The organism is Prevotella sp. P2-180 (genome assembly GCF_002251435.1).
Taxonomy (GTDB): domain Bacteria; phylum Bacteroidota; class Bacteroidia; order Bacteroidales; family Bacteroidaceae; genus Prevotella.
On record NZ_NPJI01000013.1, the window covers coordinates 1 to 13926 of the forward strand.

General features: G+C 47.8%; 9 protein-coding genes. All 9 read right to left on the reverse strand.

Features of this window, described 5'->3' with window-relative positions; translation table 11 throughout:
- Window positions 1-527 (reverse strand): tyrosine-type recombinase/integrase (locus CIK98_RS17515; RefSeq protein WP_172409768.1); only part of this gene is annotated, 527 nt, incomplete at its 3' end.
- A gap of 441 nt (window positions 528-968) precedes the next feature.
- A complete protein-coding gene (locus tag CIK98_RS01165) occupies window positions 969-2060 on the reverse strand; it encodes a thioredoxin family protein (protein ID WP_094382464.1) in 1092 nt (363 codons plus the stop codon).
- An 11-nt stretch (window positions 2061-2071) separates the two neighbouring features.
- Window positions 2072-3184: a thioredoxin family protein gene (locus CIK98_RS01170; protein WP_094382465.1), complete on the reverse strand. Its 1113-nt coding sequence runs from the start codon at window positions 3182-3184 to the stop codon at window positions 2072-2074.
- A 36-nt stretch (window positions 3185-3220) separates the two neighbouring features.
- The gene (locus CIK98_RS01175) at window positions 3221-5965 is read right to left on the reverse strand and encodes an outer membrane beta-barrel protein (protein WP_094382466.1); all 2745 of its coding nucleotides are present in this window, start codon (window positions 5963-5965) and stop codon (window positions 3221-3223) included.
- Between the two features lie 8 nt (window positions 5966-5973).
- The gene (locus tag CIK98_RS01180) at window positions 5974-6423 is read right to left on the reverse strand and encodes a hypothetical protein (protein WP_094382467.1); all 450 of its coding nucleotides are present in this window, start codon (window positions 6421-6423) and stop codon (window positions 5974-5976) included.
- A gap of 184 nt (window positions 6424-6607) precedes the next feature.
- On the reverse strand, window positions 6608-8134 hold the full coding sequence (locus tag CIK98_RS01185; protein ID WP_094382468.1) for a PKD-like family lipoprotein: 1527 nt from the start codon (window positions 8132-8134) through the stop codon (window positions 6608-6610).
- Window positions 8135-8185: 51 nt separating this feature from the next.
- Window positions 8186-8959 (reverse strand): DUF4843 domain-containing protein, encoded by a 774-nt coding sequence (locus CIK98_RS01190; RefSeq protein WP_172409769.1) that lies wholly within the window; start codon window positions 8957-8959, stop codon window positions 8186-8188.
- 41 nt (window positions 8960-9000) lie between these two features.
- Entirely contained in the window at window positions 9001-10476 is a 1476-nt protein-coding gene (locus CIK98_RS01195) for a RagB/SusD family nutrient uptake outer membrane protein (protein WP_172409770.1), read from the reverse strand.
- A gap of 47 nt (window positions 10477-10523) precedes the next feature.
- Window positions 10524-13853 carry a SusC/RagA family TonB-linked outer membrane protein gene (locus CIK98_RS01200; protein ID WP_094382471.1) on the reverse strand — a complete coding sequence of 1110 codons (3330 nt, stop codon included), beginning with the start codon at window positions 13851-13853 and terminating at the stop codon, window positions 10524-10526.
- Window positions 13854-13926 lie beyond the last annotated feature (73 nt).

Genomic DNA, 13926 nt, shown 5'->3' on the forward strand with positions numbered 1-13926 from the left:
TCTTTACGCCCCTTGCCTTGGAAGACGAACAGCTTCTTGCGGTCAAAGCAGATGTCGTCCCATCTGAGGCGGCATGCCTCGCCGACCCTGAGGGCGCAGTCGTAGATGATGGCAAGCAGGGTTTTGTCGTACAGGGAGCAGTTGCGGAGAAGGCGGGCAATCTGCTCTTGGGAGAGCACTCGCGGCAGCCTCTTCGGCTTGCGCACTGGAGGGAGTACGAGTCCTCCAGGTTGCTTAAGCCCCATCACCTTGTAGTAGGCCTGCAGTCCGAAAATCATGTGCTTGAAGAAGGACAGGCTGCAACGGTTTTTGTCCAGGAGTGTCGACAGATAGTAGTCGATGTCCGTCTGTGTGAACTCATCCGGCAACTTTTTGAAAAACAACACTGCCTGAGCAATTTTCAGGCGATAGTCATAGATACTGCCGTCTGCATACTGTGCCAGACGCAGTTTCTTAGTAAAAAGCGAAATGCGGTCCCTGAATTTAGGTACAGCCGCGATCGCCTTGTCCAATGTCGTATTGGGCATGGTAATTTGTGGTGGAGGGGATTAATGACGGGGTGGTTAAGGGAAAAAAGACCCGTCATCTCCCTTCACCTTTTAGAGAAACGTAAAAAAAGTGTGAAATATTGTAGTGGAAGGTTATAAGCCGCAGGACTTTAGCTTTTTTCACCGCAGTGAAAAATTAGTACAACTGGATGTTATTGATATTGATACATTTCAGCACATTCTTTACAGATAATAAAATCCTCCCGAAATCCATGTGACATTTGACACTTGGGGTTATTGGATGGTGTTGAGAGAAGCCACATAATTGTAAATAATCTGAGAAATGTTTGGAGGAATGGAAAATAGTTTGTATATTTGCGGAAAAATAAGAGGGTTATAGGGCCAGGTACATTGGTTCACTCTTTCAGACCGATAATACCTGTCCCTATGTTTTCGAAAAATGTACTCCTTTCAGAGGTTCTATTTCTCAAGTACGCCAAGCACTTGCCCAATATACATAATATCGGTTGCGGGCATGGTGGCAAGTCGTGAGCGTATGAGGGTAGAGGCAGCTTGTTTCGTTGCCTTGTCTGCATCCTTCAGTGCATCGCTCAAACCATAATAAACGTATAAACTGTTATTGCCGCACTTTTCTCCGGCATTCTTCTTTACGGCTTCAAGATAATTGTTGAGGTTTCCGGTGGCGTATGCATCGAGAACATCTATCATACCTTCATATTCCGGATCCTTGGCAAAATCGAAGGTCAAAAACTGTTGGCGGAAGGTGGTGTAGGCTGACTTGTCGAATGGTTTGGAGAACGACACATCGGCGAGCAACTCACCAGTGTAAATTCTCTTCAGGATAGAATCAGCCTCAGCCTTGTCTGAAGAATTCACTTTATCCTTATTCGCAAACAGATACTGTATTTTCAAGTCTGCTGTTTCCTCGCAGCAATCGGAATAGAGGAAAAAATTGTCGCTTGACAGTTTGTCCTTGTCAGAGAGAGAGTTGAAATAATCGTTCACCACAGCGTCGCGCTTCTGTTTCTTTGCCTCGCGGTCTCTGCGTGAGTTGTACATGTCTGCATTGAGCATGGCCATGTAAGCCTTTATGAGGCGTGGCGTTCTTTCACCATTCTCATATCGTGACTTGATTTTCTCTGGCGTGAGGTTGACATCGCTCAAACGGTCCATGTCTGCTATAAAGGCATCAGCCGACGAACCGCCTTCTTTTCTGTTTATCTCGTTGCCGTCGGCATCAAAGATGACGAAAGTGGGGTAGGCCTTGACTTGTGATTTCTTCACGAGTTCGAGCTCTTCCTTCTCAGCATCGTATTTTACGCAAACGAAGCGCTCGTTCATAAAGTCGCCCACTTTCTTTTGCGGGAAGATGTCGCGTGCCATCATTTTGCATGGTCCGCACCAAGAGGTGTAGAAATCTACGAACACGAGTTTTTTCTCAGCCTTAGCTGCCTTCAGCGCGTCGGCGAAGGAGATGTGGCGGAAGTTTGTCTGTGCCATGACGCTCATTGAGAGCAACATCATGGCAATAATTGATAATGTTTTTTTCATTTGTTGAGTTATTAATGTTTATCTATTTTTTCGAGTTTTGATATTTCACCTGCACAAATGTAGATGGGGCGGATGGGAAGTTCCGGGAGTATGGAGCGCAGGAAACGTGATGCTGCATTGCGCTGACTTTCGGTTGCTTCGGCATATTTGTCGGAGAAGTTCTCTAAGAACGACGTTAACTGGTCGTCGGGCAGACGCTTATAGTTTTTCTTACAGAAGGCAAGATACTTGTCAAGGTCGCCCTTGGCATACTCTTCTACGAGGGCGTAGGCCGTGTCGTACTTTTTGTCTGTATTGTATCCACCGTCGGCTATGGCGGTTTTTTGTGCGTTGAATGAGGCGGCGTCATATTTCTTCTCGCCACTTAGGTACATCTTGACGTTGTTGTTATAAACAAGGCCTATTACGCTGTCAGCCTTGTGTTTGAATTCTGGAAGGAATTTAGAGCGGTTTTCAACCATAAATCCGAACTGTCGGCTGTCGATGTTTTTGGCGTAATACTCAAAGATGAAAGAGTTTTCGGCGGCAAGTCGCTTTTCGTCGGAGAGTGAGGAGAAGTAGCTGTCAATCATGGTGTCGCGAAAGTTTTTCAGCGAGTCTCGCTCTGGGCTCTGATACATTGTACGCATGTCGTCGTCGATGATGAAAGCGAGTCCCTTTATGACTTTCGGCGTGCGTTCTCCGTCAGCATAGCGTTTGCGGAGAATGGCTGGAGAATTTTCTGGGTCGACACATTGTTGCAGTTTTTCTACAAATTTTGGCCCTTCATAATAGCCAAGTACGCGATTGAGTTCTTTCTTGTCTGCAGTGGCAACGATGAATGTGGGATATGCCTTCACGTCGAATAGCTTTGCCACATCGAGCCCCTCACCTTTTTCAGCGTCGAACTTCACGCAAACGAATGTCTTGTTCATGTAGTCGCCCACAAGTTTCTGTGGGAATGTCTGGTTTGCCATCATCTTGCATGGTCCGCACCAGGAAGTGTAGACATCGATGAAGATGAGTTTACCTTCAGCCTTGGCAGCCTTTGCCGCTTCGTCAAGACTGATGTGACGGAAGTCGGTCTGTGCGCCAGCCGCCACAACTGCCATCAGCATGATGGCAATAGAAAAAAACTTTTTCATAGTTATTGTTATTATTGAGTTAATTTATATTATACTCTACCAGTCGATGTTTCCTCCGCTCCACGAGTTGCGCGACTTGTATTTACGGAAGGTGTATGTGAAGTTGAGACTCACGAAGCGGCCGTAGTTAGTTTGCATACTGGTGCGGGTGAAGTTCTGTTCGGTGTATACCATACGGCTGTTGAACGAGTTGAGAAGGTCGTAGGCCGTGACGCTCAGTTCGGCTCTCTTCTCCTTAAGGAATCTCACGCCGAAGTAGATGTTCAGTATGTTTTCCTCCTCTGTGGATTCCGACATACGATTGTGCTGCATGGTGTACTGGTATTTCGCCTTCAGAAACAAGTGCCTTGTAATGTCTGTTTCTGCCCGTGCTATCACATTGAGCGTGTTGATGCGGTTTGTCACGTCGCTTTTCTGGTTGCTTGTGTGCGAGGTGTTAAATACCGTGGTAAGGTTCACTCGTGTGCGTGGTATCAGGCTTGTTCCCAATACGATGTTGCCGCCAAAGGCCGTAGTGATCGACTTGTCCAACTGGTCGTTGTAGTAGAACGGGAATGAGGAACGGGAAGCGGTTAGTACCATCGACGCTGATGAGCGTAGTGCCGATAATGGCATTATGATATTGGCGAACAGGTTCTGTCGGTTGCCGTCGTTTACGTTTTCGAAACTGCTTATCGTGCTGCCTTGACGTGCCTTATAGTCGATGTCGGGCAGATAGGTGTCGGCAGTGTAGTATGTTTCCTTGCTCACTATGCTGTTGCGATACCATTCGGCAGTGGCGTTCACCATAACCATTCCTCCATGGCTGTTGAGCGAAATGTTGTTCAGGGTCGTTATCGAGTGTGTGGTCTGTGGGCGCAGCATCGGGTTGCCGATGGTGAGCCAGTAGGGGTTGGTGTCGTCGAGCTGATAGCGCAGCTGTATGATGTCGGGCGTGGTGCCACTTATGTTGTAGGCAATGGAAAACGACGTCATCGGACTGCTTTTCGGCGACCAGGACATGTTCAGGCTTATGTCGGGCATGTTAAACCTGTATGAACTCTTTTCAGTGGCAAGGCGGTTGTCGTCGTCCACTATGGTGTGTCTCATGCCGAGCGTGGCAGAGAGGAATGGTCTGCCAATGGGCGTTTCTATCTGTAGCGCAGGGTTGTGTGTCTGGGTAAGTGCCACATAGTGGTATGTGTTCACATTATCTGCCTCGCCCGTTAGCGTGTTCCATGCCGTTTGGCTGAGGTGCTGTCGGCTGTTGTTGTACTTGTAGCTGAGGAAGCATTTTTGTAACTTTTTGAAGTCGCTGTAACCCACCGATGCCGCCAGTGCTATATTGTGGTTGCGGTCGAATCCGTTTATATCCACCAGTTCGTTAACTGTCATTGTCGTGCCCTGTGTGGATGTGCTGTCGGCGTGTTGTCGGCTTTTGTCGTCGTTGCCTCTTGTAAAGTTTGCCGAAAGGGAGTATTTCAGTTTGCCGATGGTTTGGAATAAGGATATTGCCGCATTAGTATTGTCACCTGTGGCGTTAGATGTGTTCACAGTCGTGCCCCTTACGCTTGCCAGGTTGCTGTTGTCGGTTATGTGTTGTGCCGATGTGTTATTGTTGTCGGCAAACTGCTGTGACACCGATGTGTTAATATGCGCTTTCGCTCCGAGGGCAAACGATGCCGATGTACTGAAGGTGTGTCGGCTGTCGGTGCCGATGGTTTTGTTTGTCTGGTTGTTTGTTCTCCATTTCATGTTGTCAAACGGAGAGTATTCCGTGTCGCTTTGCGTAAGCGCGTCGGTTTCCTTTCTTGTCCACTGGTATCCGATGTTTATTTTCTTCAGACCTTTTTTCCTTTTGTTCCAGTTGCGGTCGAATCCGACTCCGGCGCAAGAGTTTTTGCTGTACGACGGGTTAACGTCTTCTATTTGTAGAAACCTCAGGTCGCTTGTCGAAGCCACGTTTTCGTTGTTGTGCATGAGTTTAGCCGAGTAGTGCAGTTCTTCCGAGAAGAAGTTCATGACCCCCCCGGCAGCATATCTTGTGTTATGCTGTCCCGGTATTTTGTCTCCTAATGTCTTTCCGCCAGCCGCCAGCACTTTAGCGTCCATAGAGTTCACCATTTTATTGGCTGTGATGATGTTCAGGGCCCATGCTCCACGACGTTTTTGCGGTTCGTCTTCCTTTTCTTTTTTGTCCTCAAAAGCCTGTATTCTCACCACGTTGTCTGCCTCCACGTGGTCGAGAGCCGTGGTGGGTTGGTCACCGAATATCTTCTTACCGTCCACGTATGTGTTTTCCACCTTGTTTCCATAGATGGATATTGAGTTTCCGTTTATCTCCACACCAGGCATCTGCATCAGAATTTCCCTTGCCATGTCTCCCTGCAGCTTGTTCACCGCCTCTGGGTTGAATTGTATGGTGTCTCCCTTATACACCACTGCCCTCACCTTTCCTTTCACTTTCAGTGCGGGTAGTGTGTATTCCCTTCGTTCAAGTCTTATGGTCTTTTGGTATATTCTGTCATTGCTCATCATTATGGTGTCGTATACGGTCTCAAAGTTTTTTGCCGTGGCTTCGATGTTGTATACTCCAGAGTAGAGGTAGTTTGAGAATAGCGCCTTGTTGCCTATGATGGTGTCGGGCAGCAATGCCGTATTGCCGAAATACACTGCCACCTTCACGTTCTCCACCTTCACTCCCTTTGGTCCGAGTACGTTCACCGTAAGTTTATAATCTTTTGCTGTCGCCTTTGTCAGCGACAGCAAAAGAATAATTGTCAATGTCAGAACTTGCTTCATCGTTGGTTTTATTGTTTCTTTACGACCACAACGTTTACTTCATTGCTATTGTTTCCTCCTATGGAGCTTATCGCTTCTTTTTTCTTATCCTTTATGTATTCAAACTCCTTTTGTTTGTCGAAAATAGTTTTCTTTCCGCCGTCTTTAAGATAGATGTCCATAAATTTGTCCTCATAATCACCCATTGGTATAATATGTATCACCTGTGTTTCATATTTGTCAGAAGATGTGATTATGAATTGGTTTTCCTTTGGAAGATGAAATGTGTATTTATCTCCTTTTATTGATACAGCTTTTATAGTATCTGAGGAACTCTGTAGCATACTATATATAAAAACTTTCGAAGTATCGTTCTTCGGCCTGTGCAGTTTCACTTCAACATTCCAATACTTGTCAGCAGCCTGCATCATGCAGGTAAAGGCTGCAAGAATTATTGAAAAGATAATTCTTTTGTTCATACTTTATCTTTTTAGTGATTAATTATTGTTGCAAAATTACATTTTTATTGCTAATATTCTTCTATATATTCTGTTAAACTTTGCTATTGGAGGGAGGAGAGGCTGGGGTGCGGAGAGACTCCGCACCCCCTATAAGGGTTGTTTCAGCCTTCAATCATATCTCTACCCTCTTAAATCAACCTTCTTAATCGTCGAGGAGAGGAGTGATGTCGGGATAGGTGATTTCAGGGTCGGCATAGTCTACCTTGCGGAGCTTGCCCTTGCCCGAAATGGTTTTAACGGGCTGGCCTACAGGCTCTCCACCCACCATCTCATACATATAGACCTTGTAGGTATCGCCCGACTGGGTGCCTATGAAGAGATAGTCCCATGTGTCGCCTGCGTTGAACCAGCGGTTGGCGATGTAGGTGATTTGCTCGTTGGCAGGAATGCCTTGCAATGGCAGTTCACGTTCTGGGTTGACTCCTCCGAGGTCGTAGGCATAGAGGCGGTTGTTGTCGATGCAGTACATAATGGTGGCCTGCTGTCCGTTGACTGCAATCAGGTTGGCATTAGCTGCGTGCAAGGCAGGGTCAATGTCTCTCACTTCCGTAAGGATAGCTCCACCATATCCCACCGAGAAGAAGTAGAGTTGTCGGTTGCCGGTGGCTGGGTCTTTCATCAGGAAGCAGCAGGTCTCTCCTCCAGCATAGCTTGCCAATGCCTTGATGCATTCAAGGTTGTAGGAACCGAGCGGCATATAGTTTTCGTCGGTGGTTGGGTAGTAGGAACCGTTGTAGTCGACGAAAGAGAACATTTTTGTTGTCTCGTTCCAGTATACCATGCTGTGCGTAGTGGATGGAGCCGTGGCTATGTGAATGCTTGAGCCGGTGTCGCCGAATGTTCCGAAGGCACCGATGCTTGGCATGATGGAGTAGTTGTATGTACTGTACACTCCGTCGCCTGCGAAGTAGTATATAGACCAGTCGCCATAGACGGTGCGGTATGGCTTGCGGTCGGTCTTGTTGTCGTAGGTGCAGTTGGTCTCGTCCTTGATGGGAGTCATATCAAGAATTCTGTACCATTTCACCTTGTCGCTCTCAGTGGTGATGCTAAGACAAGTTCCGCCTGCGTTTTCTCCGTCGTCAGGGTTGACATAGCATAGATATGGAATGATGTCCAGTGCCCTCGGCTTTCCTTTCAATGCTCCGGTAGAGCGTGTGGCGAGCAAGTCGGCGTATAGAGTGTTTTCAGAAGTGCTGTAGAGGTCGACGTCTGTGTTTCCCTCAGAGTTTTCCTTCAGCACATAGAATCCTTTTGAGAGAATGGAAGCCGATGTCACCTCGAAGATGTCGCTTCTCTGGCTGTAGCCTGTGCTTTTTGAGGCCACCTCGTAGTAGAACGAGTATTTACCGTCGAGAAGTTTCACTTCCATGTCGAGATTGCGGTCTGTGGAAACCACTTCAGCCGTGTCCTTTCCAGCCATGTTGCCCTTGTTGGGGTTATACATATACCAGCGGTATTCGAGGTCGCTTTCTGGGAATGTGGAGTTGACGGTAGGATTGATTTGCAGGTGTTTGCCGGCAAATGATATCACGTCGTATTTGCTGTCTATGCCGTTGATGACGATACTGGTATGGTCGATGCCATAGGTTGACTCGTCGTCGGTACAAGATTGCATGGCCACGAGTGCAGCCATAGCCAGCGCAATAGAATATATTGTCTTTTTCATACGATTCAATTCTTTTTATGATTACTGTTATCTGTTGGAAAAATAACGAAATTATACGCCTATCTGGAAGTAGACGACATCGCCGTTGGCCTCACAGAGCGGACCTTCGCCTCTTGCCTCGCGTTCAGCGTTCTCTTTGTCGAGCTCGCTTTGGAATAAACTGGAGAGGTAGAACATGTAGTTTTGGTCGGCTATAGATGATTTGTCGAAATTGTTTTTGCTTATGTACTCTTCGTCCCACAGCTCGCCGCTTACCTTCATCATAAACTTGTGTTTCTCAGTTCCGTATTGTCCGAACATCCAGTTCATCAACCCTCCCCAGTTGGCAGGCTTGACGAGCATGTCGGTTATGGTCACATACTTGTAGAGGTAGTCGTGGTATCCCACCTTAAACTCGTCGTTGTCCTTGATAGTGAACTTGAGGTTGTAGATTTTGTCGGACTCGGAGTCGTGGCGTAACACCACTACCGGGAAGTATGCACCCACGGAGTCGGCCTTTATTACATAGTACTTTTGCAGGTCGGCATTGTCAAAAGCCACATAGTGCTTTCCGGGCTCGGCATCGTTGTCGCCAGTCATCACCTGTTGCAGTTCAAACTGCCTGTCGTGGTCTGCCAGGAATCCCATTGTAGTGACACGCATCCAGATGGTGTCCTGCGGCACTTCGTTGTGGTAGACGAAACAATAGCTCGTAAGCGTGTCGCCCGTTGACTCATTATAGAAGTTAAGACGGGCAGTCGGGTCATTATATACAGGCAGGTCTTGCTCGCACGATGTACAGAACAATGCTACTGCTGCCATTATGGAATATATGTATTTTTTCATTGTCGTATAGTTTTTTATATATGATGGTGCTATCATTTATGCTATTTTCCTGCGGGGTTGAACTCCGAGCTTGGCAGAGGTATGATATACTGTTCCTCACCCATATTCTCATAAGAGAATAGCATCGACTTGACGGCAAGTCGCTTGTAGCAGTAGAACATCTGTCCTTCGGCATAGAAGTCGAGTCGATACTCGTTTATCACTTTGTCGAGAAGATCCACCTCTGACTCAATGTCGGTAGTGATGTTCACGTTGCGTGCTGCCATAAAGGTCTTGTAGAGGCTGTTGGCCTCAGCCAGGTTGGTTGTTGTCTCCATGGCTATGAGATACATCTCCGACAGTCTCAGCAGCGGCATTGTCGTAACCTTGAAATACTTCTTTATCGTCGGGTATTTCGAGCCTGTCGACGACTTTGTGGTGCGCTCCCAAAGATTAAGGTATCTCACGTCGCTTGTGGTGTTGGCTCCGGCGAAGAGTTTCTTCTCGAAGTTGCTGCTGGTGAGATAGAGATGTTTGTCGGTATTGACGTTTCTTTCGGGATCGCCTCCAATAAGGTCGATGCTGTAGTCGAGGAGGTCAACGTTGTAGAGTTGCATCAGACACTCGCTTGGTGTGGAATATTTTTTATTTTCGTAATCAGACTTGCTTGATAGGCTCACCACGCTCTTTCCCTTGATTTGTGCGTTGATTACTGCCATAGCCTCGTTGTATGCCTTTGCCTTGTCGCCAATGTAGAGATACACTCTTGCCTTCAGCGCACGCACAGCCCAGTAGTTGAAACGGTAGCGGCGGTTAAGCAGGAAGTCATCGTCGGGCAGTTGGTCGGCCAATTTGGAGTCGGCCCCTGCCAGTTCGTCATAAGAGAATTCCATCACAGGGTCGCTCGTCTTCAGTTTTTCCTCTGCAATGTCGAGGTCGGCGAGCACCTTGGCAGCAAACTGCTCAAAGCTGTAGTATGGCGGCTGCGTATTGATGTCGTTGCTCTCAGAGTAGGGTAGTTCGACAGTCTTTGTCGCATTTTGTGGCATCTGTCCGAAAAGTCTGAGCACGTCGAAATGGCAGAAAGCCCTGACAGCCCTTGCCTCGCCCTCAATAATGTTCCGCTGATTTTCCGCAGGTATTGAAGCGGGGTTGGCAGTGATGTGGTTGATAATGCCGTTGGCCTGTACAATGACGTTGTATAAACCTCCGTAGATGGTCTTTATGTCGTTTCTTGCATACTCGTCCTCATAGTCGTGTATGTGGAGGTCGTAGAGTGCTGGGGTATACGACTTTGAAGGCTGGTTCCACAGGTTTGCAAGGCATTCCACGTCAGAAATGGTGAGCTTTTCGCCATAGAGGTCTCTGCTTGTCATGGCTGAGTAGCATCCTGCCAAGGCCTCCTTATAGCCTTTGTATGACGAGAACAGGTCGTCTTCCCTGACCTCTGTCTCTGGTTTTACGTCGAGCCACTCGTTGCATGAAGAGAGTGAGAGCATCGACAGTCCGATGAATATATATGATCTAATCTTGTTCATTGCCATTTTGCTTTATATGTTAATGATGTAGCGTATAGTTAACTTTCTTAGAATGTGAATGTCACGCTTCCTTGAATGTTACGTGCGTATGGATAGTTGGTGCCTCGCTCGTATTTTACCGACGACCAGTAGAAGAGGTCGTTGATGTTCATGGCGAAGAGTATCGACTCCAGTCCGCTGTTTCTTTGTAGCCAGTCGTTGTTCCAGCGATACTGCAGGCTTACCGACTGTAGTGTGAGCACGCGGTCGTCAAACACGTAGCGTGATGTTGCCCTTGTGTCGTTGTATGTGAATCCGCGGAAGAAGGTGTTGTCGCCCGGGTTCATCCATCTGTCGCTGAGCACTCGTTTGTCGACGTTGGTTTTGGCTATGCGTCCTGATGATACTTCCACCCTGTCGCGAAGTGTAGAGTTATACATCTTTCCGCCCCAATGGTATCCGAACGATACGTTGAGTGTGAAATTGTTCCACATCACCATAGTGCGGAAGTTTCCGCGATAAAGTGGCTGGCTGCTGCCGAGGAACACCTTGTCGGCGGCATTCCATGTGCTTGTCACGTTTCCTTCGCGGTCAAGGAATATTTCCTTACCTGTGCTGGGGTCGATGCCAAGGCTCTGCACTGCATAGATGGAGTTGAGCGGATAGCCCTCGTAGAAGAGGTTTGATACTTCCACGTTCTGTTCGAGATATTTATCGTTCTGGGCCTTGATAGCGTCGGAAAGGCGGGTTATCTTGTTTTTGTCGTAAACTATTTGTGCTCCCACCATCCAGTTGAACTTGCGCTTATAGTCGCGTATGATATATGCGTTGACGCTTGCCTCGAAACCGTGGTTGCTCATCTCTCCAATGTTTGCCACATAAGAGGCGAAACCTACAGAGAGAGGAAGGTCCATGGCAGAGAGGAGGTCAGTAGTCTTCTTTGTATAATAGTCGAACTCACCGGTGATGCGGTTGTTGAAGAGGCCGAACTCGATACCGATGTTCAGTTCATTAGTCTTCTGCCATGTGAGGTCTGGGTTTCCGAGTCCCATCATCGAAGCCGAAGTCCATCCGAGGTATCTGCTTCCTGATGCATAATTGTAAGAGGTGTTGATACTTTCCGTGGTGATATCCTGCGAACCGGTGATACCGTAAGAACCGCGAAGGCGCAGAGTGTTGATGGGCTCTATGGCCTTTAGCCATTTCTCGTTGTGCATGTTCCAGCCAAGTCCCACGCTCCAGAAAGGTGCGAAGCGATCGTTGCTACCGAACTTCGAGCTTCCGTCGATACGGTAGCTGAGGTCGACGTAGTAGCGGTTGTCGTAGGTGTAGTTTACGTTGCCTGTAACACCCACGAGACGTGTTACGTCCTTACTTCCAGTAGGTGCAGAAGCGTGCTCATACTGTGTGGCATTGCCCAGGAAGCTCATGTCCTCGTTAGTAAAGCCTTCTGCCACAAAGGTATAGTTTGTATAGTTCTCTTCCGAGAGCGACCAGTCAAGACCGGCATAAATCTGGTGTTTCTTCGCAAAGGTCTTGTTGTAGCTCAATGTAGCGTTGGCGCTGAAGAGGTCGGTGCGGCCAGTGCCGTAAGTGTATCGTCCCTTGCGAAGGAGGCCTTCGGTGGTGTTGTATGAGCTGCTTGCGAATGTGGAATGTTCTGCAGGCAGAAACAGGTCGCTTGTGGAACGTGTAGTCTGATAGCCTATTTTGCCGCGGAAGCGCAGTCCGTCGATTATCATCCACTCTACGGAGAAGTTGTCGAGGAAGTTGATGTATTCGTTCTTGTTGAAGGTGTTGAGCGTCGCGTCATACAGCGGATTACCCACCTCGTCGGTTCCAAAGAAGTTGGAGAAGGTTTTTACGACATTGCCGTTTTCATCATAGGGGTTGTTGTACGGCTGCTGGTCTACATAGTCTTGGAAAGAGCCATATTCGCTTTCCTTCGACTTGTTGGACGTAAAACTGGTATAGTTGCGGAAGATAAGGTTCTTCACTGAGTACATGAGGGTGATGTCGCCGTTCACTGTCTTTCGGCTACTGCCCTTCATGGCACCCTCTATGTCGTTATATCCGAGCGAAGTGGCCCATCGGAACTCGTTGGCACCACCGTCGAGTTGGATGTTGTAGCGCTGGCCTACACCCGTTCGCACCGGCTTGTGTATCCAGTCGATGTCTGTTCCGTCGAGCACAGCTTTCAGTCGTCTACTGTATAGGTTGTTGTATTTCCACTGGTTTATAGGTTCATATTCATCAGTGTAGAGTCCCACTTGTTTTTCAAGTTGCAGTTTCTCGGCAGCGTTGAGCAAGTCGTAAGAGCTGAGGTCGGGCACCTGAAGGTCGATACCAGCCTTAGCAGTCACGCGTAGTTTTCCCTCTTTCGGGGTTTTAGTCACTACCACGATTACACCGTTGGCACCACGTGAACCATAGATGGCAGTGGCTGCAGCGTCTTTCAGGATGTTGATGCTCTCAATCTGCTCGTCGTTGTAGTCCATGAGCTTAGTGAGTGAGATTTCAAATCCGTCCAATATAATAAGAGGTGTATTAACAGTCTGTTGTGCGTTGCTATTGAATTCCTCCACGCTCATAGGCAGCGACGACGAACCGCGGATATTCATGTTAGGCAGAACGTTGGGGTTGCTTCCTGCGAGGTTGTTGACAGGAAAATTGATTGAAGCGTCGATGTTTTTCAGAGTTTGAAGCAAGTTTGAGCCCTTGAAGGTCTGCAACTGCTCACTGTCGATGGTAGTAAGCGCTCCCGTATAGCTGTCCTTTGCCTTTCGGAAGATACCGGTCACCACCACTTCGCCGAGTTTACCAGACTCTTCCTGCATTACGATGCGCATGATTTTTCCGGAGTTTTTGCTGCTGAGTGTCACAGTCTGCGATTCCATACCAATGTAGGAGAACATGAGTTGTGCCGACTGTCCTTTTGAAATCATGATACGGAACTTTCCGTCTACGTCGGTAAGGCAGATGGTCTGTCCGTCGCCAGATTTTACCGACACGCCTGGAAGCGGTTGTCCATCGGTGTCAACCACCACACCCTCGGCATGATACATGTTTTCAGCCATTTTGGCGAGTTCGGCTCTGAACACAGTGATTCGTCCGTTATGGACATTGAATGTCAGAGGCTTTCCGTCGAGTACGGTTTTCACAGCCTCGTTGGCATCAACGTTTTTCAATGCCTTCGTCACGTTGTATTTCTCCACGTCTTCGTAGGCGAATGTAACGTTGACACCTGATTTTTTACTGATTGTCTTCAGGGCTGTGGCAAGCTTTTCGTTTTTGAACGTGACGCTGAACCGTTTGCCCGTTTGTGCTGATACCATTGAAGTTATCAGCAGCAGACCTACCAAGATTATGGCTGTCCGCCTGCATCTTTCTTTTGTCATACGTTTGTTATGTTTAATAAAATTTTATAAAGAATTCCTTTATAGTTCTACGAAGCAACAAAGGAATCGGGTA

Bases quoted from the DNA above. Each gene is read 5' to 3' on its own strand.
- CIK98_RS01170 (WP_094382465.1), bottom strand. From the start codon at position 3,184: ATGAAAAAGTTTTTTTCTATTGCCATCATGCTGATGGCAGTTGTGGCG.
- CIK98_RS01165 (WP_094382464.1), bottom strand. From the start codon at position 2,060: ATGAAAAAAACATTATCAATTATTGCCATGATGTTGCTCTCAATGAGC.
- CIK98_RS01195 (WP_172409770.1), bottom strand. From the start codon at position 10,476: ATGAACAAGATTAGATCATATATATTCATCGGACTGTCGATGCTCTCA.
- CIK98_RS01180 (WP_094382467.1), bottom strand. From the start codon at position 6,423: ATGAACAAAAGAATTATCTTTTCAATAATTCTTGCAGCCTTTACCTGC.
- CIK98_RS01200 (WP_094382471.1), bottom strand. From the start codon at position 13,853: ATGACAAAAGAAAGATGCAGGCGGACAGCCATAATCTTGGTAGGTCTG.
- CIK98_RS01185 (WP_094382468.1), bottom strand. From the start codon at position 8,134: ATGAAAAAGACAATATATTCTATTGCGCTGGCTATGGCTGCACTCGTG.
- CIK98_RS01190 (WP_172409769.1), bottom strand. From the start codon at position 8,959: ATGAAAAAATACATATATTCCATAATGGCAGCAGTAGCATTGTTCTGT.
- CIK98_RS01175 (WP_094382466.1), bottom strand. From the start codon at position 5,965: ATGAAGCAAGTTCTGACATTGACAATTATTCTTTTGCTGTCGCTGACA.